Source organism: Microbulbifer sp. VAAF005, assembly GCF_030012985.1.
Lineage (GTDB): Bacteria > Pseudomonadota > Gammaproteobacteria > Pseudomonadales > Cellvibrionaceae > Microbulbifer.
Genome location: NZ_CP120233.1, coordinates 2691719 through 2717371 on the forward strand (window position 1 = coordinate 2691719; position 25653 = coordinate 2717371).

Here is a 25653-nt window from a genome sequence, read left to right on the forward strand (position 1 = left end):
GTGCGGTTTTTTAAAAGCTTACAGAGAAAAATTATTCGAGACTGAAATCGAAGTTCATATCCTCCGCCGGCGCCTGCACATAGTACCCCTGAATATAATCAGTACCGGTCTGCCACAAAGTCGGCAGCATACTGGCCTGCTCAATATGGGGCACTATCACCTTGGTATCCGCCTCACCCAAGCGCTGTACCAATCCTGCCAGGGAGTCACTGCTCTCGCCTTCATCCTGGACCTCGCGCACGAAGGAGGGATCGATCTTGGCGATATCCACTTTCACATGCTCAAGAGCCTTGAACGGATTGAGTCCGGTGCCGAAATGACAGACCGAAACGCGACAACCCAATTGCTGGACCTGAGTGGTAAAGTCCCGGGCCGCGTGCAGGTTGCTGTTGATATCCTCCTGACGCAACTGGAAGATCACCGTTCCCGGAGCAACCTTGGCAGCTTTGAAGGCAACCCCCAGCCAGCCGGGTAAGCTGCTGTCCACCAGTGAAGCAGTGGTGATATGCAGCATCAAAGAAATATTCTTACCCTCAGCCCTGGCGGCTGCGGCGGCCTTGATCGCGGTAATAATTACCCAGCGATCCATTTTCGCCGACAGGCCCGCATCGCCGAGTTCCTGCAGGAAGGCCAGCGGTGCCAGCTCTTCCTTGTCATCGAGCATACGCACCAATACTTCGTACAACTGCTCGCCAGTTCCCTGCAAACTGAGAATTGGCTGGTAGAGCAGCTTCAGACTGCCGGCCTCCAGGGCCTGAACCACCCGTGCACGGTGATAGGTATCGGCGTCGGCACCACCTTCAGTATCCGGCTCGTAGAGCGCAAAATTCCCACCTTTCTTTTCTTCACCCAGAGCCTGCTTGTGAGCAGATAACGCTTGGTCCAGCACCTGTTGCGCACCGCTGGAGGCTTCACTCATCAAGGAAATACCGATAGAGGCGGTAATTTGCAGGGTTTTGCCATCTGCATCGAAGATGGTGTCGGAAATCTTCTTCAATATATCCTGCGCGCGTTGCTCGATGCTGTCCGGAGTCGTATTCGGGCTGAGCAGGCAGAAGGCATCTTCACTGTACCGGGCCAGGGTATCGCCACTGCGTTGGCAGGATTTAAGTAATTCCGCCATGCCTTTTTGCAGAGCATCGGCACCGGCCACCCCAACAACTTTCAACACTTCATCTTCAAAGCGATCCACTTCAATCAGCATCAGACCGCCGGTATTGTGGGAGTCCGCTGCAGATTTGATGCTGGAATCCAGTACCTGCAGGAAGTGCTGACGATTGAAAAGCCCCGTCAGCGGATCGCGGTTCTTGATATCGCTGAGCTGCGCTTCCAATTGCTCCGTATCACCCCGGCGCGAGGCAATACGCACCTGCAGACAGCGCTCATCGTCGTAGGTGGTACTGAGTACCTCTGCGCGGGTGGGCAGGGATTCGCCAGAGGCGGTCTTAGCGGTAAATTTCCACTCTTTCGCCTCCAGCTCATTGTTGTCGATAGCGCAGCTTTTGAGGAATTCACGCCCCTCTTCCTGCTCATTTTCAGCCAGCATATCAATCAGTGGCTGGTATTCGATGTCCTCGCCAGAGTCGTAACCAAAGCGCTCTGCAAGGGAGTCATTGGCGTAGACAATCAAGCCATCAGAAATATAAGCGATGGCATCTTTGGAGCTATCAAGTAGCTCCTTGGCACGGTTAAGGGTCGCGTGATAGCGGCGGTCGTGTAGGCGAGCCTGACGGCGATTGGCGAGCGCCCCCAGCTCCCGCTGTATCACAAAGAGAAGGTGTTGGTCTTCATCCACCACTACGACATCGCGGGCTCCGAGCTTCAAACCTTCCACCACGGGTTGGGCACCGGTGCGCTCGGTCAGCATAATTACCGGGACATCTTTTTGCAGCTTGCTGATGGTGCGCAACGCCACTGAGGGGGGCACCTGAGTACTGCTTTCAGCCGCGATCACTAAATCCCAGGTTTTATCCTGGAGCAGGCGGTTAAACACAGCCTCGCTGGCCACATGCTGTGCTCGGTTGGGACGGCCTGCGTTGTGCAGCATACTCACAAGGCGCTGGGCTTCCGACGGGGTATCGTGAATCAGGAGAAGTCGTATTGTGTCGTTGCTACTCATTATTTGCTCTATTTTTTTAATGGCGGCACACAGCTACCGCTGGCGGTAATTTTAGGGGGCGTCAAGGATGGCATACAAGGGTAGATCAAACTGGTACCTGTGATCTAAATCACACAACGCTCCCCTATAAAAGCTTCCGCCTTTCCCATTTGCGAAACCACAGCCGCTAACCAAACTTTCCCAACCTAAGAAGCCCCTGAATACAGCGCTATAAAGCGAAATAGCAGCTGCTGAATAGGTCGACCGGCCAACTATATCTGGCACGGGCGTTACGGGGTTAGCCTAGATCAATTTGGCGATATTTATTCGCCCAACCTATTTCTCTTCATGAAAATCCCTGTCGAATATACAAAGACAACCCTTACAGCTATCAGCTGAGGTTTAGCTATGTTCAGCAACTACCGGGGACTTTGATGGGACGCCGGGGATTTCACGCACCAGTTTGGGTACCAGATAACCGGGTAACTGCTGGCGGAGATGTTCGATTAACTCCAGCGCTTTCGCATCAGAGACTTCAAAATGTGCGGCACCATTTACTCGATCCAGCTGATGCAAATAGTACGGAAGTACTCCTACTGCAAAGAGGGATTCGCTCAACGCGCCCAGCGCCTCACGACTATCATTGACGCCTTTCAATAGCACCGCCTGGTTGAGCAGGGTAACCCCTGCGCTTCGCAACTTTTGCAGTGACTCCCGCACCTCACTATCAATTTCATTGGCGTGGTTGCAGTGCAACACCAGCACGGGCTTCAAGCGGGAACCAGTAAACCAATCCAGCATTTTCTGGTTTACCCGGCTGGGAGCAACTATCGGGAGGCGGCTGTGAATTCGCAGCTTATCCACATGGGGAATGTCGGCCAGCTCATCAGTGAGCCAGGCCAATTGACGGTCACTCATTACCAAAGGATCACCGCCGCTCAGAATCACTTCGCGCAGCTCAGTGCGCGCGCGAATGTAGTCTAGAGCTGCCAGGCTCTGTCTGCGAGTTAAGTGGTTGTCGCCGTATGGGAATTCACGTCGGAAACAGTAACGACAATTGACCGCACACTGGCCCGCAGTGATCAGCAGTAGGCGCCCGTGGTATTTGTGAACAACTCCAGGCAGAGGGTTAGCTTCTGCCTCTTCGAGAGGATCTGAACTAAATCCCGGCACTTTCTCCAACTCATCCGCACCGGGTAAAACCTGTAACAACAATGGGTCTTCGGGATCGCCGCAACGCATGCGCCGGACAAAGGGGCGCGGCACGCGCAGGGAAAAGCCAGAAGCTGCTTGCAAGGCCTTCGGGAGCTTATGCGGGTCTAGCTGTAGTAATTGAATCAACTCTGCCGGATCAGTGACCAGATCAGACAACTCATCCTGCCAGCAGCGGGATTCCTGTGTGTCGATTAGCTCTATACCGGGGGCCGATGATGACGCCATCATGGGAATACACTACAAAATAAGAGATTGTATCAGATCCCCCGCTGCATTCTCCCGCTACCACTGACAGTGACGCCCACATAGGGTGCCATGACCAAGTAGACATGAGAATTCGCACAACTTCATTAAATAAACGGTATCTGTTTCAGCCCCTATCTAGCGAGTTAGTTAAGCCCTCAAATCGATTTCCCAGGGTAATTACATAAACTGAATTTATCTTTTCAGAAACTCCATAAACATAACCAACAAATCTCCATCAATCTTCTACGGAAAAATATCGGATAGTTGGACTATATCTTTAAGCAACCAGAACCTTAACTCTTCTTTACCTGATTTTAGGAATAGACTCATTATCGGCGAAGCAAGTATTCACTCCACCTACCAATAAAAACTCCTACCTCACAAAACACTCCACTGCAATAAAGAAAATCTACACAGTCGACATTTCTACAGTGAATTCAGGGAGCAAAAAACATCCCCCCTTGATAAATCCGGCAAGGATAAAGCAAAGCAAAAATTATTTATTAATAAAATTTTTATCACTAGAAAAAACATCTTCCAAAAACCATCAGCAAATATCAAAAAATTCATAATTCCCTTATTCACAATAGGGATAATTCGGTGTTAATTTAAACGTCGACAAAGAGAAACCACTTTGTCAGCCCTGCCATAGGCGGGCACTACCAAGAAATAAATAAAACACCTAAAAGGTGTTCAAACAGTAAGTTTAGAATTACAAAAAGGAATTACTCAATGGAAATGCAGCTTGAATTGCTTGAAGCCAATAAAGACCTACTGATTGAGCAAACTCGCGCACATCCTTTCTTGAAGCGTTGCCGTGAAGGTTCCATTACGCTGGACGAATTAAAAATATTTTTGGTTCAACAAGGGATCTACAGTGGATTTTTTGTTAGATACCTCTGTGCAATGATGGCAAACCTCCCGAGTAACCACGAAGTCCTGGAGCTAGCCGAAAACCTAATGGAAGAGCTGGGCCTGGAACCAGATAGCCCCAAACCCCACGCAGAAATCTATCGCGAAACCCTCGAGCATTTTAATTTGACCCTGGAAAACGCGGAAGTTTTACCAGGCACTCAGCACCTGATCGATACCATGTTCAAAAACTGCCGGGACCTCAGGGCCAGTGCAGGGTTGGGTGCCCTATGCCTGGGAGCCGAAGCCCTGGTACCCGATTTATATACAGATATTGTTGCCGGATTCCGCTCTTGCGGCGTATCCGATGCAGAAATGCAATTTTTCCTGCTGCATATTGAATGTGATGACGGCCATGCAGAAACCATTCGCGATATTATGGTAGATATCGGCTCCAAGGATCCCAGCCAACTGGACATAATGCTTGAAGCCGGGCGCCACCTTGTAGAGGCCCGCTTACAATTCTTCGATTCTATTGAAACCGCCTACCACTCCACTAAACATAAAAAAGCTGAAGCTGTTACAGCTTAATTAGCAAGCACTTATCAACCCACTCACAGGTGTTGTTGGAGAAAGCACGGGCATAGGGAAATGCCACCAGCATAAATTCGGCAGAGATCGAATCATTTTGAGTTAGGTTTTTAAAAATTATTCTGCGATAAGAAAATAAAAAAGGAAAATTTATTAAATATCGCAGAATTAATATGACTTGCTGTGAGAATTGGAGATAACAATGGCTGAAACACTATCACTGGCAAAAAACGAACTGGTTGAACGAGCCAGTGAAGCAATGAAACAGCACCTCAGCACCCCCGAGTGGTCTCTGAGAGAAAAGCTTTCGCTGACTTGCCGAATTTTATTTAACGATGGTCACGACTCCGGCCTGGCTGGGCAAATTACCGCCCGCGCGGAAAAACCCGGTACTTATTACACCCAACGCCTGGGCCTCGGCTTCGATGAAATTACCTCATCCAATTTATTGGAGGTCAACGAAGACCTCGAAGTACTGTCCGGAGAGGGCATGGCCAATCCGGCCAACCGCTTTCATTCCTGGATCTACCGGGCGCGGCCCGATGTGAACTGCATCGTGCATACCCACCCCATGCACGTATGTGCGCTTTCCATGCTGGAGCGCTCGCTAAAGATTTCCCATATGGACGCCTGCATGTTGTATGAGGATATTGCCTTCCTCAAAGACTGGCCGGGTGTACCCGTGGGTAACAGCGAGGGCGAGCTGATTTCCGCCGCTATTGGGGACAAGCGCGCAATCCTACTGGGACACCACGGCCTGATTATGGCCTGTCGCTCTGTAGAGGAAGCCTGTGTAATGGCGGTTCAGTGCGAGCGCGCTGCCAAACTGCAAATACTGGCTGAATCCGCCGGCACCATCCAGGATATTGATCCCGAACTGGGCCGCGAAGCCCACGACTGGATTCTCCAGGAAAAACGCACGCAAGCGACTTTTGCTTACTTTGTGCGCCGGATGCAGAGGAAAGGTTATGGCGGCGGGGACGACCCATTAAGTTAAGTGCTTTTGTGCAATGGGCCAAGGCCCATTGCACTGCCGGTTGCAGCAATAATTGCAGCTTGGCTATAACAACCGAAGCGCCTCCCCTCCATTTCTCTCTGGCTATTCGTTCAAGCTCCCACCCTCCTGTATAATCCCGCTCCATCATGCAGGGCTGGCGGTGAAGTCTCTTTTCCCCAGCCAGACGAGTTACCTGCGGCTACCATTTGTGGCGGAAGCGGAGGGCGTTAGCCCAGCCTTGGCCGGAATCGGCTAGAAACAAAAAACTCGTTAAAAATCATATAGATAAATGACTTAAAGGGCTCTATTTGCTATGGCTAGTTACTCCACTAACGAATTCAAGGGCGGCCTCAAGGTGATGCTGGACGGCGACCCCTGCTCAATCGTGGAAAACGAATTCGTCAAACCTGGTAAGGGCCAGGCGTTCAACCGCGTGAAGCTTCGCAACCTGAAAACCGGTCGCGTATGGGAACGCACCTTCCGCTCCGGTGAAAGCCTGGAAGCTGCGGACGTGATGGATCGCGAAATGGAATACTTGTACAACGATGGCGAGTTTTACCATTTCATGGAGCCCGAGACTTTTGAACAGCACCAAGCCAGCAGCGATGCTGTGGGCGATGCTTCAAAATGGCTCAAAGAGCAGGATATCTGCACTGTAACCCTGTACAACGGCTCTCCGCTGGCAGTTACTCCACCCAACCACGTAATCCTGGAAATTACCGATACCGATCCGGGCCTGCGCGGAGACACCGCCCAGGGCGGCACCAAGCCGGCCACTTTGGCTACCGGCGCCGTTGTGAAGGTTCCTCTGTTCCTGGAAATCGGTGAAACCATCAAGGTAGACACCCGCACCGCCGAATACCTGGGCCGTGCCAAGGAAGACTAAGTACCTCCTCCCCTCGAGCGGCCTACGGCCGCTCATCTCCAGAGCTACCTCCCATGAGCACAGATACCTGGCACCCCACCGCCACTATTGCAGCCCTGCGCCAACGCGCTGCTCTACTCGCTGAAATACGCACATTTTTTGCTGAACGAAACGTTGTGGAAGCCGAAGTTCCGGTGCTATCCCAGCGCGCCACCAGCGACCCCCATATCGAGTCCATCACCACAGAGTGCCGGGGCGAAAACGCCTACCTGGCCACCAGCCCGGAATTTGGTTTAAAGCGTTTACTCGCCGCAGGACTCGGAGATTGCTACTACTTGGGTAAGGCTTTTCGCCAGGGCGAATCCGGCGGTCGACACAACCCCGAGTTCACCATGTTGGAGTGGTACCGCTGCGGTTGGGACGATCACCAACTGATGGAGGAGGTCGCCAAGCTGCTCTGCGGTATTTTGGCGACGGACCAGGTTCAGTCCCTCAGTTACCGGGAATTGTTTTTACAAGAGCTGCAACTGGACCCCCACAGTGCCAGCGAAGCCGAGCTGATTTCCTGCGTTAAGCGGGAAATGGAATTGTCTTTTGTACCCCGTGAACGCAGTGAGTGCCTGGACCTGCTGATGAGCCACCGCCTGGAACCCACCATGAGGGAGGGCATCACCCTGCTCTACGACTTCCCCGCAGAGCAAGCGGCACTGGCAAAAGTCGTAGCGGACGAACAGGGGACCCCCGTCGCCAGGCGCTTCGAAGCCTATGTCGGTGGATTGGAACTGGCCAATGGCTATTGGGAGCTGACCGACAGCGTGGAACAGCAGCGCCGCTTTGAAAAGGATCTGGAATACCGCCGTGCTAACCAGCGCCCTGTACACCCCTTTGAAGAACGTCTGGTTGCGGCCCTGGATCAAGGCATGCCCGAGTGCGGCGGGGTCGCGCTGGGAGTCGACCGACTGCTGATGTTAAAAGCCGGTTACCAATCGATTGATGAAGTTATCGCCTTCCCTTTCAGTCGGGCTTAGCGGCCGCCGGCGCCGGAGTGTATTGATAGCGGGCAACCTCGCCAACTGCAAAAAAGCCACTATCGAGCAGTAGCTGCTGACGATCCGCCGGCACTAAAGCCACCAGATTTTTATGGTGGCTACCCTGGGCAGCGGTTAGCAGATGCTTGAACAGGGCCCGACCAATCCCGCGACCCCGGTAGTCCGGAAGCGTCACCATGTCATAGAGTCCCAGTGCATCCGCTGCCGCAAACAGGCACCCAGCGGCAACCGGCACACCATCCAGCTTAGCGAGAAATAATTTCAGTCGCCCGCGTCGCTGCTCGGGAATTTCCTGCAGGCCCTGATAGAAGTGCGCCAACTGTGCCCCCTCCAGCTCCCCTGCCGCCGCTGCCTGCACCGCGCCGTAATCAGGCAAGGCCTCCTTTTTCACCGCACTAATAGTCAGCTGTTCCACTACCGGAACCTCGGCAACGCTGAGTCGGGGTATCTCGGCGGCCATAGCTACCAGGGACTGGCGCCGCTTTAGCCCAAGCTCATCCAAAGCGTCATTGTCCAGGGGTTTGGAGGCACTGTGCCAAAGAGTGAAGGGGCTGTGCCGCTCGGCAAAATAATCCAGCGCAAAACGCTGAATAATGCGCGGTGGCATTACCATATTGGAAATCACCTGATTGAGCCCAATGGAAGGCAGGCCGCTATCACTGCGGACAATACCTGTAATTTCCTTGGTGCAATCCGGAGTTACCAGGCTCGCGCGGTAATCCGCATAAGCCTCCAAATTTCGGCAGGTAAGATTTTTAGCGCTGAGACTATATTTCATGGGTCAAAGGATAGTGCCAAGAACAGTGCCGTTGCATCATTTCCCCAGTGATCCCAGCCCCGCAGCCGGTGTTCGCTACGGGGCGACAAGCCTTACTTCTGTACTTGCGACAGGGCACACTGATCCATGGATAATGCCGGTTCAGCACAGGTGGCTGCCCCGACAACTTTTGCCGGCACTCCGGCCACTAACACCTTTGCCGGTACCGTTTTAAGAACCACACTTCCGGAAGCAATTTGGGCGCACTCGCCAATTTCAATATTGCCCAGCACCTTGCTGCCCGCACCGATTAAAACCCCGTGGCGGATTTTCGGGTGGCGGTCCCCGCTCTCTTTGCCAGTGCCGCCCAGTGTAACGGACTGCATGATGGAAACATTGTTTTCCACTACAGCCGTTTCACCTATAACGATACCGGTCGCGTGATCCAGCAATATACCGTCACCCATACGCGCAGCCGGGTGAATATCCACACTGAATACGACAGAGACACGGTGCTGTAAGAACATAGCCAGGGAGCGGCGCTGCTGCTGCCACAGCCAGTGGGCCACACGGTGAACCTGCAAGGCGTGAAAGCCCTTAAAGTACAGGAAGGGCTCGTGCAGGGAGTGGCAGGCGGAATCCCGCAGGTAAATTGCGTTCAAATCCGCTCGCGCCGCATGCCCTATGGAAGGGTCAGCTTGTAGCGCCTCATCGATAACCTCGCGAATTAACAGCGCCGGTGCCACCGCATTGTCCAGCTTGTTGGCCAGGTGAAAGCTGAGCGCCGCCTCCAGGGAATTGTGGTTCAGGATGGTCGCGTGTAGAAAGCTGGCCAGGATCGGCTCCCGCTCTACCTGCTGCGCCACCTCTATACGAATCTTCTCCCAGATCAGATCCGCCTCGGCCTCGGTGCATGTCGCATCCATTATTGCTTTCTCCATGTTACACAGCCCCCAGGGTCAAGGGGGGCTCCAGCAGCGCCGACTGCTGCTCGCGCAATGCCAGTATATGCTCTGCCCAGTAACGGGCAGTATTAAACCAGGGAAACGCCTGGGGAAAAGCCGGGTCCTGCCAGCGCCGCGCCAACCAGGCAGCGTGATGCATCTGCCGCAGGCAGCGCAGAGGCTCCACCAGCTGCAACTGCTGGGGATCAAAACTATAGAAGGTTTCATAGCCTTCCAACACTGCATCCAGGTAGGCGGTTTGCTCTGCGCGATTGCCGGAAATCAACATCCAGATATCCTGGATCGCCGGCCCCATCAGGCAGTCGTCCAAGTCCACAAACCAGGGAGTCTCATCCCGCCACAGGAAGTTGCCACTGTGACAATCACCGTGCAGGCGCAGCATATCCCAGTCCCGCTCAAACAGCGGGGCTATCTGTTCGATAATGTGGCCCGTGACGGAAGCGTAGGCCTCCTGGTTCTCACGTGGCAGGAAATCTCCATTCAGGATAAATTCCCGGCTATCGATTGCGAATCGCTGCAAAGTGAGGGATGGGCGATAGCTGAAGGGTTTGGCGCTGCCAGCCGCATGAATGCGACCCAACATGGTCCCCACCTGCTCCAGGTGATCAAAGTTATCCAGCTCCAACTGGCGACCGCCCCGTCGGGGAAAAGCGCAAAACGGAATCCAGCGGACTCCATCAGGGTGCGCCCATCAAACTGTATCGGTGCCACCACAGGAATTTCGGCCTCTGCCAGCTCCAGGGTGAACTGGTGCTCCTCCATTATCTGCTCATCACTCCAGCGCCCCGGGCGATAGAACTTGGCAATCAACGGCTCGGCATCCTCAATACCCACCTGATAGACGCGGTTTTCATAACTGTTTAAAGGGAAAATACGCGCATCGGAAATCAGCCCGGTAGTCTCGACACAGTCGATCACCACGTCCGGCGTGAGGGCTTCATAGGGATGATGATTCGAGGTCATAGTGGGTACCAACTGGATTGCAGCTGGCTATGCTAACGCGGTCGCGGGGGCGGGGACAAACTGAGAAATGTGCCGCAAGCTAAAGCGGCCAACTCAAGGGGAGTTCACGCAGGACAGGAGCGGTGACACCACCCAATGCCAACCGCACAAAAAACTGGCTTAACCGCCATTTGCCCGCTGTTGCTGCAATAGCTGAACCATTTGGTCACGACCAAAAACTTCGGCAAAATCCTCTGCGGAGTGGCCGGCCTTATTCACCTGCTGCGAATCGCAATCCTGCTTTAGCAGGGTTCGTGCAAGGGCAAACTCACCGCGAAAAATCGCTGCCATCAGGGCAGTATTGCCACGGCGATCCTGGGCACAGGCATCTGCACCTCTCTGCAACAGGTAGTCCACAGCCTCCCCGTTGCCGTTGTAAGTGGCAATCATCAGTGCCGTATAACCTTTCGGGCTGCGTACATCCAGGGGGAAACCCGCTTGCGAAAATTCACGCAGCACCTCGGTATCACCAATCCTGGCTGCGGCAAAATAATACTGGGAGAGTTCGATAAAATCAGATTCCGTTTTTTCCGGCTCCCCTGCCTGAACCCCCAGGGTGAGAAAGAGTAGTGCGAATAAAAATGATCTCATAATTTCACCTGTATAAATTTAGCGGGCGACCTCTGTCGCCCGCACTTGGGTAAAAATTACCGGGCCAGTTTTTTCACGCGATCCAGATCTCCACCAACTGCTTTGGTTAAGCGCTGTCCGTAGTCCTTGTCCGCTTGATAGAAGTGGCTCAGCATAATGTGCTTAGTGTTTTCATCACTCACTTTACCCAGATCACCAGCGAGGTTTTCAATCAGGTTCTGACGCTCTTCAGGACTCAGGCTGCGGTAGAAAGCACCCGCCTGGGCAAATGGCAGTTTCTTTTCAATGGCCTTTTGCTGGGTGCTGCCATTCAATGCCTTGTTGCTATAAAGACCTTTGGGGTCCTCGTTGCGCGCATCGATGCGGCTCGGCTGATAGTTCACATCTGAAGTCTGCTGGCCGTAGTTACCCGCTCCATCCTGGTTCCAGTTACTTACTGCAACGAGGGGCCGGTTGATAGGCAATTGCTGGTGATTGGCCCCCAGGCGATACATTTGCGTATCGGAATATGAGAACACGCGGCCTTGTAACAAGCGGTCTTCCGAAGGCTCAATACCCGGAACAATATTGGCCGGCGCAAACGCGGATTGCTCAGTTTCCTGGAAGAAATTAGTGGGCACACGGTTGAGTGTCATGGTGCCGACTTTGGTTTCCTTCACGTCCAACCACATTTTGGTGGCGTCCAGGGGGTTGTAATTAAAGCTGTTAAGCTGGGAGGGCTTCAGAACTTTAATAAACAGATCCCACTGGGGGTGCTCGCCTTTTTCAATCGCGGCATACATATCGCGAGTTGCGTGGCTGAAGTCCTTGCTCTGAATTTCTGCTGCCTCTTCCGCAGTCAGGTTCTTGATACCCTGACGGGTTTTCCAGTGGAATTTCACATAGTTCACTTCACCCTTGTCATTGATAAACTTATAGGCGTGAACACCCCAGCCATCCATCTGGCGCAAGTTAGCCGGTGTTCCGTAATCGGAATAGACCCAGCTCAGCATATGGGTGGATTCCGGCACATGGCTAAAGAAATCAAAGAAGCGGTTGGGGTCCTGTTGATTAGTCACCGGGGAAGGCTTCAGGGAGTGAACCATATCCGGGAATTTAATCGCGTCGCGGATAAAAAATACCGGCAGGTTGTTACCCACCAAATCCCAGTTACCCTCTTCCGTATAAAACTTGGTGGCAAACCCACGGGGATCACGCAGGGTTTCCGGGGAACCTTTTGAGTGGATTACTGTTGAAAAACGCACAAACACTGGCGTTTTACTACCGCGCTCAAACACCGCTGCGCGGGTTAAATCACTGAGGTCAGCCGTCGCAACAAATTCACCGTGAACACCAGTTCCACGAGCATGAACTACACGCTCGGGAATACGTTCACGGGCAAAACGCTGCAATTTCTGAATCAGTTGAACATCTTGCAGCAAATTACCGCCATTTTCTCCAGCAGTTTGTGCGTTCTGGTTGTCTCCGACTGGGGCGCCATTATCGCGAGTCAATGTCTCTGCATTGGCACCGCCTATCAGACCGATAGTTAATGCAAATAAGGGTAAGTATTTCATGGGATTATTTATCTCTACTGCCATCTCTATTACAGGAGTAGAGCTTATAGGGGAGAACAATAAGCGGGAAATTAGACCTTGTTATCGCTCTTATAGCAGGGATCAATAATGATGAGTCAGAAAGAGCAATTCAAATTTTTCAACAAGTCAAAATAAAGAAACTGTTCAATCAGATTTTTCTTGCTTGGGCATAAGGTACCAAAGCACAGCGGCAATCAAAAAAAGGGCGGGGATATCTCCCATCAAATTAATCCGTTCTGTTTTATCCACCAATGCCTGCACCAACATAATGACGGCATGTACAAGGCTGGACCATATGGTAAACCAAATTAAACTGGCATTCGCAGCGGGATTTTTTGCAGCGCGTATCAAGAACACCCCCAGGGTGACATAAATACCGATAATCATTTGCTCATACTCAGGCTGCCGTGGGGTCCAGCCCCACCCTTCCGGCCAAATCCACATCATCATCGGGTAAATCGCCAGAATAAAAAGCACTCCTACAACGACCAGCGCTATTGGCAGGCATTTTGCCCGGGCTGTCTCATTCATAATTTACTCCCAAATCTCGATCGACTTATTCCTGTAAGTCCCCCGGTAAATGACACACTACTTCCAGGTTATGTCCATCGGGATCAAGTACGTAGGCGGCGTAATAACCAGGGTGATATTGTTCGTAGACAGCCGGTGCACCATTGTCCTTGCCTCCGGCCTCCAGGGCCAAGCGATAGAATTCCCTGACCACTTGCCGCTCTTCAGCGCGAAAGGCGATATGCAATTGTGGAGTGGTGCTGGTCCCCCCACGAATCCAGAGTTCCGCTTTATCTGCCCAACCAAAGCCCGCCCAATCGTCAAACTCCATCACCAACTGGTATCCCAGTGGCATCAGCGCCTGCTGATAGAAGTCCTTACTGCGTTCATAGCTGTGCACATAAAGGCGGATATGATCAAGCATCGTATAAACCTTGGGAGGGAAGCGGATACTTCTGCAAGATAGCCTAGCGAGGGGAGTCACGCCGACTTGCCGACTTTTAGACGTGCGAGACAAAGAGGAGGTTGTGGCAGGTAGTTCACTTCATGCAGTCATACCCGCCACTGCAAGGTTGGGATTAAGGGGCGATATACCAGTGATAAATACCGTAAGAAGCGACGCCCAGACCAAAGAACAGCTGCCCCACCAACAAAACCCTGAAAGCGAAAGTGTATCGGGCCAAGTCACCTCGGCGAATGGCATCGTTGGAAAAAATTCTCGCTTCCTCAGGGAATCCCATTTCCAGGGTTTTCAGTGCCGGAACAGCAAGCTTGATAAGCTGGCGGCTGCGAATGTCCATCAGCCAAAATACGGTTACCAGTATGACCACAGACCCTCCCAGCAACGCCAGGATTAGAGGGTGGAAGTCTTTCTCCATGGCAGTGAAAATTCCGCCCTCAACAAACATGGTTAACACAACAAAAAAATTAAAAACCTTGAGGCGCTGATCGGCGGCGAAGCGGTAGTGATCGCAGAGGTACTGTCCCTGTTCCAAACGGAATCTCCTTAACTGTAAATACCCTGAAAACAATATCCGGAGTTAGAGGGTTACTAACTGTGCAAAGCAGCAGGCATTTACTTGTCTATTTAGCTGAAAATGGCGCAAAAATCGGGGAGGAATTTAACCTCTTGCCCCAATGAAAAGGCCGGGCTATGCCCGGCCAATAAAACCTTCACGCGCCAAACCTATGGTCAGCGATTTTCGCGGTGATCAATCAATGCGTCAACCACAGTGGGATCGGCAAGAGTGGAAACGTCTCCCAGATTGTCCAGCTCATTGCAGGCAATCTTCCTCAGGATACGCCGCATGATTTTGCCGGAACGGGTTTTTGGCAGTGCAGGCGCCCATTGGATAAAGTCAGGCTTGGCAATTGGTCCTATCTCCTTGCGGCAGAGTTCAATTAATTCTGCCTTCAGCTCATCACTGGGTTCATGGCCGGATTTAAGCATTACAAAGGCATAGATTCCCTGCCCTTTGATATCGTGGGGATAACCTACCACCGCCGCCTCCGCCGTATCATTGTGCAGTACCAGGGCGCTCTCAATCTCAGCTGTTCCCAGGCGGTGTCCAGAGACATTTAACACATCATCAATGCGCCCTGTGATCCAGTAATAACCGTCACTATCGCGGCGGGCACCATCGCCGGTAAAGTAATAACCGGGGAATGCGGAAAAATAAGTATCCAGCATTCGCTGGCGATTGCCGTACACATCCCGAATCATGGAGGGCCAGCTCTTTTTAATCACCAGAGAGCCCTCGCCCTCCCCTTCAATCTCCCGGCCTTCACTATCCAGCAGCGCGGGCTGGACGCCAAAGAAGGGCCGAGTGGCTGACCCGGGCTTCAATGCCATGGCACCGGGCAATGGGGTGATCATCTGCGCACCGGTTTCAGTTTGCCACCAGGTGTCCACAATCGGGCAGCGCTCATCGCCCACCACGCTGTAATACCATTCCCAGGCCTCCGGGTTTATGGGCTCACCCACGGTGCCTAAAAGTCGCAGGGAGCTGCGCTCGGTGGCTTTTACAAACTCGTCACCCGCTCCCATCAGCGCCCGAATCGCTGTCGGCGCGGTGTAGAAAATATTGACCTGATGCTTATCCACAACCTGCCAGAAGCGTGAGGCATCCGGGAAAGTGGGCACGCCCTCAAACATCAGACTGGTGGCCCCGGCACACAATGGTCCATAGACGATATAGCTGTGCCCAGTGATCCAGCCCACATCGGCAGTACACCAAAAAATCTCTCCCTCGCGATAATCAAAGGTATATTTGAAGGTCATGGTGGCCATCAGCAGATAGCCGGCAGTGGTATGCAGGACCCCTTTGGGTTTACCGGTAGAGCCCGAGGTATAAAGGATAAACAGCGGGTCCTCCGCTCCCATCACTTCAGGCGTGCAGTCCGGCTCCATCTCACCTATGGATTCGCCATACCAGATATCCCGCTTGCTATTCCAGTCTACCGGTGTGCCCGTGTGTTTAACCACAATTGTCGTATGCACATTGGGGCAGTCCACCAGTGCTTTATCCACATTGGCTTTTAGCGGTACTCGCTTACCGCCGCGAACGGCTTCATCAGCAGTGATCACCAGGCGACAATCGGAATCGAGAATACGGTCTTTCAGAGACACCGGGGAGAAACCACCAAATACTACCGAGTGCACAGCGCCGATACGGGCACAGGCGAGCATGGCGTAGGCCGCCTCGGGGATCATCGGCATATAAATACACACCCGATCCCCCTTTTTAACTCCCCGGGATTTCAGCAGATTGGCCAAGCGACACACATTTTCGTACAGGCTCTGATAACTGATCGCCTTACTGTCAGCGGGATTATCTCCCTCCCACAGAATTGCGGTCTGCTCGCCACGGCTGGCCAGGTGCCGATCGATACAGTTCACGGTCACATTCAACTGGCCATCGGAGAACCAGGCGGTATGGCCTTTGTGCAGATCCTCCTCAAGAACCTGGGTGAACGGCTTGTCCCACTGCAAAAAGTCCTTGGCCTGTTGTGCCCAAAACGCCTCCGGGCTTTCCACCGACTGGCGGTACATTGTCTCGTAGTCTTCGGCGCTAATAAGCGCATTGGCAGCAAAACCGGGGGAGACTGGGCGGGTATGCACTTCAGACATCATCTTCTCCTTTATTATTAGCGTGGCATGGCTAGCCTAGAGAAATCTGAGTTTATTAGAGCTTTATTCTTGTCACTTTATAACATAGCCGCTGCGAAACAGTCCCCTCATCTCAAAATTAGGCATGGGCCGAGGACAATCCAACGCAGGCCCTGAAAGGTGCAAGTTAATCAGACAAGCAAACAGCAAAAGAAAGTTGATTAACAGCTCAATCACTTAGATCCAGACATCATTTTTCGCAGTTAGATCTCCACCGGCATCGCCCGTATTAACGACCCCTTTAGGCTCAATCAATAGTACTTCACATTCCTGTTCAGCTCTGGGTTTATGCTCCACACCCTTAGGTACTACCGTCATCTCACCAGGTCCAAGGGATATAACACCATCGCGAAACTCGATCTGCATATGCCCGGAAACTACAACAAACACCTCATCGGTAACGGGATGATCATGCCAGGTAAATTCACCCTGGATCTTAACCAGTTTAAACTGGTAATCGTTCATCTCGGCAATCACTTTAGGGGACCAGTGCTCTGAGAACAGGTTCAATTTTTCTTTAAAATTGATAACTTTAGAATTCACTTTTATACCTACCTTTAATATGACTATATATCTGGAAAACTTATTTATCTCTGGATACTTCCAAAAGTTTTCTAAGCCTGCCCACAATATTCTGGTTAAATACCTGTATACCCTCCCTCTTCAGTAGCGCAGATACAACGCCAGAACCAACTATTTTCGCACCAGAAAAACTACCATCGTAAATATAATCACTACCACATGATGGGCTATTTTCCGTAAGTACTGCGTACTTAATATTGTGCTGCAGACACAGCTGTAATGCCCGTTTAGCTCCCCGTATAAATTGCTCAGTTAAGTCTTCGTTATTTATCCCTAAAACTTTGGCTGAGCCCGCTAAAACCTCTACACCCCTACCGCCGCTAATCTCAGCCGGCACCCTGGGAACAGGCAGTCCGGCTACAACCTCTGGACATAGAGGTACTATCTCTTGAGTTTCTATAATCCAATCAAAGTGATTGTTGTGGACCTCAACATGACTACCGTTGTAACGCACAGCACACCCCAGGAGACAAGAACTCACTAATATTTTTGCCATATACACCCGCGACCAAAGTGGACACAATAGAGAACAATGTTTAAACGATGCTTAGATTACCCATATAGATTGCCCAGCAAGTAAATTAAGACAGAAAACCGGCGAACCGAGACAAATAAATCCAAACTTAGCAAACGGCCTCTATATTAACTTACAAGAGAAATAAACCATGCAGCGCTCAATCTTTATTTTGATAAGCTACCTGTTAATAATTCCTGTGGTTAATGCCAAACAACTGGCCATCACATTCGATGACGCTCCCCGCAAAGCCGACGGTTACTTTGACGGGCCCACTCGGGCCAAAACGCTCATTGAAAGCCTGGAACAGCATAAAATCGGCAAAGTAGCCTTCTTTTCCAATACCCAATCCTTCGATAAAGAAGGATTGGAACGGATGCACCGCTACGATAAGGCTGGGCATATTATTGGCAATCACACCCATAGCCATCCCAATTTTCTGGAAACAGGGCTATCCACTTATCAAGCGGATTTTTTGCAGGCCCACCAGCTGCTTCAACAATTTGACAACTTTAAACCCTATTTTCGCTTTCCCTATCTGCGCGAGGGAGAAACTGTCGAAAAACGCGATGGTATCCGGGATCTACTACAGAAAAATAACTATCAAAATGCCTATATCACCTTAAATAACTACGACTGGTATATCGAGGAACTTTTCCAAACAGCAGTGAAAGACGGAAAACCAGTTGATATGGAGAGACTCTCCAACTTTTATGTCGACGTTCTTATGGCGAGCATTAAGTACTACGACGATATGGCAATTAAATATCTCGGGCGATCCCCAAAGCACGTGATACTGTTGCATGAAATGGATATTTCAGCCCTGCTTATTGGTGATCTGGCTGAACGACTGAGGAAGGAAGGCTGGGAGATAATTCCTTTAGAGGAGGCCTATCGGGACCCCATCGCCAAATACCAACTCGCCCAACCGATTAAATATAACCCTGGCAGAATCGGCAAAATCGCTTTAGCTAAAGGACAAAAGAAAAATCTCTGGCACTACACCCTGGACGAGTCCTACCTGGAAAAGAGGTTTAATCAGGAAGTGTTATTAATGTCTGGTCAATAAGCAGCGGGGATGCTACAGGGCACAACGCCCTGTAGCGAAAAGAGTCAGGCTTCGGCTAGCTGAACCGGAATAGTATTAGTGCTGCGCTCTACCTTGTTGTTCTCATCCAGGTAGACCAGCTTGGGCTTGTGGCTATCGGCTTCGCCCTCTGTCATCTGCGCATAGGAAGCAATAATAATACGGTCACCCACCTGTACTCTGCGTGCAGCGGCGCCGTTCATGGAGATAATACCGGAACCGCGCTCGGCGAGGATCACATAGGTGTGGAAGCGCTCGCCATTGCTCACATTGTAAATATCGATTTTCTCGAATTCACGCAGACCAGCCAGTTCTACCAGGTCCTCATCAATTGCACAGGAACCGTCATACCAGAGTTCGGCCTGAGTCACTGCGGCCATGTGCAACTTGCACTTCAACATTTCAATTTGCATAGTTGGATGCCCCTCAGAGTTCCAGGGAAACATTGTCGATCAGGCGCGCTGCACTGGTGTACATAGCTCCCAGGATCGTGATTTCTTTATCGTCATCTGCCGCTGGCTGTAAATCCTTGCTGTAACAGATGGAGAAGTAGTCAACTCGAAAGCCACTCTCTTCAATTCTCTTGCGCGCCTCTGTCTCGAGGTCGGCGAAATCCCGGCGTCCAGCCACAATTTCATCCTTAGCCCAGTTAAGTGACTGGTTGAGCACGGCAACCTTCGGTCGCTCTTCCGCAGTGATATAACCATTGCGGGAGCTCAATGCCAAGCCATCTTCCTCACGGTGCACCGGCGCCGCCACAATTTCCACCGGCATACACAGGTCTTCCACCATACGGCGAATCACTGCTAACTGCTGGAAATCCTTAATCCCGAAAATAGCCTTATCCGGCTGCACAATGTTGAAAAGCTTCGACACTACGGTGGTGACCCCTTCAAAGTGACCCGGTCGGCTGGCGCCGCACAGGACATCGGTCATTGCCGGACAAACCACGCGGGTCTGCTGGTCCATGCCATTGGGGTAAATTTCACTCTCATCCGGATGAAACAGGAAGTCACAGTCCGCTTCGCGCAGCCTGGCCATATCCCGCTCCATAGTGCGCGGATACTTATCCCAATCCTCGTTCAAACCGAACTGCAGTCGGTTGACGAAGATGGATACCACAACCAGATCGCAGTGTTGCTGGGCGATTTTGACCAGCTCTATATGGGCATCGTGCAAATTGCCCATGGTTGGCACAAAACCGACGGTCTTGCCGTCTTTGCGGGCCTGGGCCAGCGCCTCGCGCAGACTTGCTACGTGGTGGAAGACTTGCATCTTGCTACCGCTCACTATGAATCAGCGCGGCATCATACTCGCTGAGACCAGGTGTCTCAACATAGCAAAATTGCCGTTCTCTATAAGGTTTCGCCGCAGAATCCCGCCTGTGGCCCCACCAGCCAGTCACCGCCAAAACCTGAACTACTGGTCATCAGAAGCATTATCGGCTGCCGCCGAATTTTAACGCATTCAGTTCAGGAAGTGTTCAGACCCGCCAAGGCAAACTTCACGCCAAGATACACAAAAGACCTGAATTGAAAGAAAAGAGCCCAGTGCTCGGGAGAGATGTTATGAGACACCTCACTACGGCTATCGCCACCCTAAGTCTGCTGCTGATCGCGGCACCCGCCCTGTCCGAGTCGCATCGCGGGCACCAGCGCGCCATGGACGACCACCACAAATATGGGAGAGCCGAACGCGAGCAACGCCATATAGAGCGCAACCACAGTAAGCAGCATCAGAAGCAGGAAAAAAAGCAACGCAAACAGGAACGCAGGGAAGAACGTCAGCACCGCCGCGAAGTGCGCAATGCCTATAAAGCAGGCTATAGCAAAGGTTACGATAAAGGACATCGAAAAGGGCACAATAGCGGCCATCGTCACGAGTACCGCGCCACCTACAGGCCCCGATACCGCCATGGGTACAGTGGACACCGCCCTCACTACCGTCCCTCACACTACGGTTACGGCTACCGCTGGCGTCACCTGCCAAAAAATTTCGTCAGCATCAGTATTGGTGCTGCGGGTTTCTACTACAGCGATGGGATTTTTTACCGCCCAGCTACTTCTGGCTACGTAGTAGCACAGCCCCCCCACGGCGCTATCGTGCACAGCCTGCCGGCTTCAGCGCTAACCGTAGTTGTGGGTGGACACAATTACTACGTGGCCTACGACACCTACTACCTGTGGGACCACAGCCATCGCGGCTACCGGGTTGTCCCCAGACCCAGCGTGATTTAGTACCCAATACCATCCCCTGCGTGCGGCCTCCGGGCCGCCTTTTTTCCAGTCTGCCTCCCTGTATTAATTGCCAATTACGGCACCCTGTCACTGCGAGCAAAAGCACCGCTGTAATACTGCTTGTCCATTTACTTTTTTATACACAAAAATTAGCGTTTTTTTATCTATAGTTATTGCTTTCCGGCCCTGCTGGGCCCAAGATTCGCGCCCGCCAAATATCAACAGAAAGGCGCCATGAAGAAGCAACAAGTAAAAGACTGGACTTGCGAAGATTCGGCCGAACTCTACGGCATCCGCAATTGGGGCGCCGGATATTTCGATTTGAACGAAAATGGTGAAATTTCACTGCAAGTCGACGGCCCCAACGGGGTATCACACAGCGTTTCCCTAATGGACATTGCCCGAGGCGCCACCGAGCGCGGCCTGGGAATGCCCCTGCTATTGCGTATTGAGAATTTACTCGAAGCGCAGATTGCCCGGATTAACGAATCCTTTGCCCGCGCTATCGATGACTGCGGCTACGGCAACGTTTTTCGCGGTGTATTTCCCATTAAGGTGAATCAGCAGTGCCAGGTGATTGAAGAAATTGCCAATGCCGGCCGCCGTTTTAATCACGGACTGGAAGCAGGCAGTAAAGCGGAGTTAATTGCCGCGCTGTCCATTCTGGATAACACCGAATCCCTGATCGTCTGCAACGGTTACAAGGACGAGGAATTTATTAACCTCGGTCTACAGGCCCAGCGCCTGGGCGTGCAGGTTTTCTTCGTCGTGGAAACTCCCTCGGAAGTAGAAACCATTATCCGCTGCGCCGAGCGCGAGCAGGTGCGCCCGAATATTGGCGCCCGGGTAAAGCTCGCCTCGAAAGTTGGCGGCTACTGGAATGCAACCAGCGGCGACCGCAGTATTTTCGGCCTGGGCAGTAACGACCTGATCGCCATGGTCGATCAGCTGCGCAATCACGATATGCTCGACTGCCTGAAACTACTGCACTACCACCTGGGATCACAGGTACCCAATATCCGCGATATCCGCACCGGAGTTTTGGAAGCCTGTCGCTACTACGCCGATCTGGTGGAAGAAGGCGCGCCCATGGGCTACCTGGACCTGGGCGGTGGCCTGGCAGTGGATTACGATGGCAGCAAGACCAATTACACCCACTCCAAGAATTACTCCCTGGATGAGTACTGTGTCGATGTAGTGGAAGCCATTATGGGCACCCTCGATAGTGAGGGGGTCGAGCACCCGGTAATTATCACCGAATCCGGCCGCGCCACTGTGGCTTACTCCTCAGTGCTGCTGTTCGATATTCTCGACACCACCCGTTTCGAACCGGTGGAACTCGAACACACCAGGATCAGCGAGGGCGACCACCAGATGCTGCTCAACCTGCAGGACGCAGTGCGCAGTATCACCCCCAAAAACCTGCAGGAGAGCTACAACGACGCCCTCTACTATCGCGACGAGGTGCGCTCCCTATACCTGCACGGCCAGGTGAGCCTGCGCGAGCGCGCCAATGCGGAAAACTTGTTCCTGCAGGGCGCCCAGGATATTCGCAAACTACTGGATGAAGCCGAGGAGATTCCTGCAGATCTGCAAGCGCTGCCGGAGGTACTGTCGGATATCTACTACGCCAATGTGAGCGTATTCCAGTCGGTGCCGGATATCTGGGCTATCGACCAGGTATTTCCATTGTTGCCGATCCACCGCCTCGACGAAGCACCGACCCGCTCCGCCATCATCGCCGATATCACCTGTGACTGTGACGGAAAGATCGACCGCTTTATTGGCCGGGAAAAAGAGCAGAAAACCCTGCCGTTGCACGAACTAAAAGATGGCGAAGACTATATCCTCGGCACCTTCCTGATCGGCGCCTACCAGGAAACCCTGGGCGACCTGCACAACCTGTTTGGGGACACCAACGTGGTGAGCGTGCGCATTCAGGAAGACGGCAGCATCGACTTCAGCCATGAGATTCACGGCGACAGTATTTCCGATGTACTGAGTTACGTAGAATATCAACCCAAAGCGCTGTTCGAGCGCTTCCGCCGCCTGGCGGAACGCGCCGTTAAACAGGGGCTGATTACCGCTGCCCAGCGCAAGCAGATTCTGCAGACTTATACCGCCAGCATGAGCGGATACACCTATTTCGAAAAGTAAGTTTGAATAATAAGGCGCCAGCGCCTTTGAAAAGATAGCGGCAGTAAAAGCCGCAGATTAAGGAGATCTTTATGGCCAACGTACTGATCATCGGCGCCGGCGGTGTCGGCCAGGTGGTTGCACACAAGTGCGCACAGGTTGCTGAAGTATTTGAAAATATCACCCTGGCAAGCCGCACCAAAAGCAAGTGCGACAAGATTGCCGCTATGCTGCCGCGCAAAATCGACACCGCTGAAGTAGATGCGGACAATGTGCCTGAATTGGTAAAGCTGATCGAGAAAGTGAAGCCGGACTTGGTCATCAACGTGGCCCTGCCCTACCAGGACCTGCACATTATGGATGCCTGTTTGGAAACCGGCGTGCACTACCTGGACACCGCCAACTACGAGCCGCCGGAAGAGGCCAAGTTCGAATACAAATGGCAGTGGGCCTACCAGGAAAAGTTCGAGAAAGCCGGCCTGATGGCTCTGCTGGGCAGCGGTTTCGATCCCGGCGTCACCAGTGTATTTACTGCCTACGCCAAGAAGCACCACTTCGATCGTATCCACACCCTGGATATCCTCGACTGCAATGCCGGCGACCACGGCCTGCCGTTCGCCACCAACTTCAACCCGGAAATTAATATCCGCGAGATCACCGCCAACGGTCGCTACTGGGAAAATGGCCAGTGGGTTACCACCAAGCCGATGGAAGAAAAACGCGTATTCAACTTCCCCGAAGGCATTGGCGATAAGGATATCTACCTGCTGTACCACGAAGAGCTGGAATCCCTGTCCAAGCACTTCCCGGAAATTGAGCGCGCGCGTTTCTGGATGACCTTTGGCGAGAGTTACCTGAAGCACCTGGAAGTCCTGCAAAACGTCGGTATGACCGGCATTGAGCCAGTGGAATTCCAAGGCCAGCAAATTGTACCTATCCAGTTCCTTAAAGAGCTGCTGCCAGACCCCGCCAGCCTCGGCCCACTGACCAAAGGCAAGACCTGCATCGGCAACATTATCCGTGGCACCAAAGACGGCGAAGAGAAAATCTACTACGTCTACAACACCTGCGACCACCAGGACTGCTACAAAGAAGTTCAGTCCCAGGCGATCTCTTACACCACCGGTGTCCCGGCAATGATCGGTGCCAAGATGATGCTGGAAGGCAAGTGGATGAAACCCGGCGTGTGGAATATGGAACAGATGGACCCAGATCCCTTTATGGACGACCTGAACAAGTACGGCCTGCCCTGGCAGGAAACCTGGCTGGATAAACCTTTCCAGTAAGCCGTACTTTTCTCAGACCTCCGGGGTGGGCCCCAGCGCCCGCCCCAACGCACCAGGATATAACGCCCCCATGGACCTCACTCCCCGCGTTGACTACTTCGGACACTTTGATCCCTACCGCGTACCCTCACCCTGCTTCGTCGTGGATGAGATCGCCCTACGCGACAATTTGGCACTGCTCGCCGACGTACAAGAGCGCAGCGGCGCCAAGGTACTGGCAGCGCTCAAAGCCTTTTCCATGTTCAGCACCGGACCCATCGTGGCTGAATACCTTTCCGGCACCTGTGCCAGTGGCCTGCACGAAGCCAAGCTGGGTTACGAAGAATACGGCGGTCGCGACAAAGGCAAGGAAGTCCATGTATTTAGTGCCGGTTACAAGGACGAGGAACTGCGCGAAATACTGCAATTCGCCCACCATGTGGTTTTTAACTCTTTTTCCCAGTGGAAGCGCTATCGGGAACTGTGCCTGGATATGCAGAAGCAGCGGCCAGAGCTAAGTTTCGGCTTGCGGATTAACCCGGAGCACTCCGAGGGCCACACCGATCTCTACGATCCCTGTGCCCCCTGCTCACGCCTGGGAATCGTGCGCTCGCTGTTTGAAAACGAGTCCCTTGAGGGCATTAGCGGCCTGCATTTCCACACTTTATGTGAGCAGGATTTCAAACCCCTGGAGCGCACTATCGCTGCGGTAGAGGAAAAGTTTGGCGACCTGATTCCGCAGATGGAGTGGATCAATTTTGGTGGTGGCCACCACATTACCCGCCGCGACTACCAGGTGGACGAACTGGTCGAAGCGGTGCGCAATTTTGCCGAAAAATACGATGTGCAGGTTTACCTGGAACCCGGCGAGGCAATTTCCCTTTTCGCCGGTATCCTTGTGGCCGAGGTAGTGGACATCACCTGGAATGGCGAAAACCAGGCCATCCTGGACGCCTCCGCCACCTGCCATATGCCCGATGTGCTGGAAATGCCCTACCGACCGGAAATTACCGGCGCCGCTCGCCCCGGTGACCTTCCCCATACCTATCGCCTGGGTGGGCAAAGTTGCCTCGCCGGCGATAGCATCGGCGAATACAGTTTCAGTCAACCATTGCGGATTGGCGAACGCCTGGTATTCGAGGAAATGGCCTATTACACCATGGTAAAAACCAATACCTTCAACGGTATCCCCCTACCCGCAATTGCCCTGTGGAACTCGGATACCGACGATTTGAAGATGATCAAAGCTTTCGGCTACGAGGATTTCAAGGAACGCCTCTCTTAAATAGTGCCGATAGAGATAGATGCGGCAGGCAATGAGTTCTTGCCTCCGCCAGAGGACCAGTAG

General features: G+C 52.6%; 23 protein-coding genes and 1 pseudogene. 9 read left to right on the forward strand and 15 right to left on the reverse strand.

Annotated features, from left to right (window positions below):
- Positions 1–31 precede the first annotated feature (31 nt).
- Positions 32–2119, reverse strand: coding sequence for a GGDEF/EAL domain-containing response regulator (locus P0078_RS11945; RefSeq protein WP_282934550.1), 2088 nt, complete (start codon positions 2117–2119; stop codon positions 32–34).
- A gap of 381 nt (positions 2120–2500) precedes the next feature.
- Positions 2501–3541: an EF-P beta-lysylation protein EpmB gene (epmB, locus tag P0078_RS11950; RefSeq protein ID WP_282934551.1), complete on the reverse strand. Its 1041-nt coding sequence runs from the start codon at positions 3539–3541 to the stop codon at positions 2501–2503.
- A gap of 750 nt (positions 3542–4291) precedes the next feature.
- Here epmB and P0078_RS11955 point away from each other — a divergent pair.
- The 4 genes from P0078_RS11955 to epmA all read left to right on the forward strand — a co-directional run bounded on the left by P0078_RS11955 (position 4292) and on the right by epmA (position 7892).
- A complete protein-coding gene (locus P0078_RS11955) occupies positions 4292–5002 on the forward strand; it encodes an iron-containing redox enzyme family protein (RefSeq protein ID WP_282934552.1) in 711 nt (236 codons plus the stop codon).
- Positions 5003–5204: 202 nt separating this feature from the next.
- Positions 5205–5999 (forward strand): aldolase, encoded by a 795-nt coding sequence (locus P0078_RS11960; protein WP_282934553.1) that lies wholly within the window; start codon positions 5205–5207, stop codon positions 5997–5999.
- Between the two features lie 313 nt (positions 6000–6312).
- On the forward strand, positions 6313–6885 hold the full coding sequence (efp, locus tag P0078_RS11965) for an elongation factor P (protein ID WP_108731510.1): 573 nt from the start codon (positions 6313–6315) through the stop codon (positions 6883–6885).
- Positions 6886–6938: 53 nt separating this feature from the next.
- Entirely contained in the window at positions 6939–7892 is a 954-nt protein-coding gene (gene epmA / locus P0078_RS11970) for an EF-P lysine aminoacylase EpmA (protein WP_282934554.1), read from the forward strand.
- Here epmA and P0078_RS11975 read toward each other — a convergent pair.
- The 11 genes and pseudogenes from P0078_RS11975 to P0078_RS12025 all read right to left on the reverse strand — a co-directional run bounded on the left by P0078_RS11975 (position 7879) and on the right by P0078_RS12025 (position 17562).
- A complete protein-coding gene (locus tag P0078_RS11975; protein WP_282930216.1) occupies positions 7879–8691 on the reverse strand; it encodes a GNAT family N-acetyltransferase in 813 nt (270 codons plus the stop codon). The genes epmA and P0078_RS11975 overlap by 14 nt on opposite strands.
- Before the next feature lie 92 nt (positions 8692–8783).
- Complete coding sequence (cysE, locus tag P0078_RS11980; protein ID WP_413664156.1) at positions 8784–9611, reverse strand: serine O-acetyltransferase; 828 nt, start codon at positions 9609–9611, stop codon at positions 8784–8786.
- Between the two features lies 1 nt (position 9612).
- Positions 9613–10598, reverse strand: a pseudogene (locus P0078_RS11985) (serine/threonine protein kinase).
- A gap of 159 nt (positions 10599–10757) precedes the next feature.
- On the reverse strand, positions 10758–11228 hold the full coding sequence (locus P0078_RS11990) for an ankyrin repeat domain-containing protein (RefSeq protein ID WP_282930217.1): 471 nt from the start codon (positions 11226–11228) through the stop codon (positions 10758–10760).
- Positions 11229–11284: 56 nt separating this feature from the next.
- Entirely contained in the window at positions 11285–12784 is a 1500-nt protein-coding gene (locus P0078_RS11995; protein WP_282930218.1) for a catalase, read from the reverse strand.
- A gap of 165 nt (positions 12785–12949) precedes the next feature.
- A complete protein-coding gene (locus P0078_RS12000) occupies positions 12950–13336 on the reverse strand; it encodes a DUF6632 domain-containing protein (RefSeq protein WP_282930219.1) in 387 nt (128 codons plus the stop codon).
- 25 nt (positions 13337–13361) lie between these two features.
- Positions 13362–13739 carry a VOC family protein gene (locus tag P0078_RS12005; protein WP_282930220.1) on the reverse strand — a complete coding sequence of 126 codons (378 nt, stop codon included), beginning with the start codon at positions 13737–13739 and terminating at the stop codon, positions 13362–13364.
- Between the two features lie 154 nt (positions 13740–13893).
- Positions 13894–14310: a hypothetical protein gene (locus tag P0078_RS12010; RefSeq protein ID WP_282930221.1), complete on the reverse strand. Its 417-nt coding sequence runs from the start codon at positions 14308–14310 to the stop codon at positions 13894–13896.
- Positions 14311–14507: 197 nt separating this feature from the next.
- Complete coding sequence (gene acs, locus P0078_RS12015; protein ID WP_282934599.1) at positions 14508–16445, reverse strand: acetate--CoA ligase; 1938 nt, start codon at positions 16443–16445, stop codon at positions 14508–14510.
- 216 nt (positions 16446–16661) lie between these two features.
- Positions 16662–17027 (reverse strand): cupin domain-containing protein, encoded by a 366-nt coding sequence (locus tag P0078_RS12020; RefSeq protein WP_282930222.1) that lies wholly within the window; start codon positions 17025–17027, stop codon positions 16662–16664.
- A gap of 40 nt (positions 17028–17067) precedes the next feature.
- Positions 17068–17562, reverse strand: a complete 495-nt coding sequence (locus tag P0078_RS12025) for a 2-thiouracil desulfurase family protein (RefSeq protein ID WP_282930223.1) — start codon at positions 17560–17562, stop codon at positions 17068–17070.
- 169 nt (positions 17563–17731) lie between these two features.
- On the opposite strand from P0078_RS12025, the gene P0078_RS12030 reads away from it, so the two are divergent.
- Positions 17732–18649 carry a polysaccharide deacetylase family protein gene (locus tag P0078_RS12030; RefSeq protein ID WP_282930224.1) on the forward strand — a complete coding sequence of 306 codons (918 nt, stop codon included), beginning with the start codon at positions 17732–17734 and terminating at the stop codon, positions 18647–18649.
- Between the two features lie 44 nt (positions 18650–18693).
- On the opposite strand, the gene panD is transcribed toward P0078_RS12030, so the two are convergent.
- Positions 18694–19080 (reverse strand): aspartate 1-decarboxylase, encoded by a 387-nt coding sequence (panD, locus tag P0078_RS12035; protein WP_108731498.1) that lies wholly within the window; start codon positions 19078–19080, stop codon positions 18694–18696.
- A gap of 13 nt (positions 19081–19093) precedes the next feature.
- Entirely contained in the window at positions 19094–19942 is an 849-nt protein-coding gene (panC, locus tag P0078_RS12040; protein WP_282930225.1) for a pantoate--beta-alanine ligase, read from the reverse strand.
- A 293-nt stretch (positions 19943–20235) separates the two neighbouring features.
- Between panC and P0078_RS12045 the strand changes: the two genes are divergently transcribed.
- The 4 genes from P0078_RS12045 (at position 20236) to nspC (ending at position 25590) form a co-directional block, all read left to right on the forward strand.
- Positions 20236–20904 (forward strand): DUF6515 family protein, encoded by a 669-nt coding sequence (locus tag P0078_RS12045; protein ID WP_282930226.1) that lies wholly within the window; start codon positions 20236–20238, stop codon positions 20902–20904.
- A 234-nt stretch (positions 20905–21138) separates the two neighbouring features.
- The gene (speA, locus tag P0078_RS12050) at positions 21139–23061 is read left to right on the forward strand and encodes a biosynthetic arginine decarboxylase (protein WP_282930227.1); all 1923 of its coding nucleotides are present in this window, start codon (positions 21139–21141) and stop codon (positions 23059–23061) included.
- A 71-nt stretch (positions 23062–23132) separates the two neighbouring features.
- Positions 23133–24326 (forward strand): saccharopine dehydrogenase family protein, encoded by a 1194-nt coding sequence (locus tag P0078_RS12055; protein WP_282930228.1) that lies wholly within the window; start codon positions 23133–23135, stop codon positions 24324–24326.
- Between the two features lie 70 nt (positions 24327–24396).
- Positions 24397–25590, forward strand: coding sequence for a carboxynorspermidine decarboxylase (gene nspC, locus P0078_RS12060; RefSeq protein WP_282930229.1), 1194 nt, complete (start codon positions 24397–24399; stop codon positions 25588–25590).
- Positions 25591–25653 lie beyond the last annotated feature (63 nt).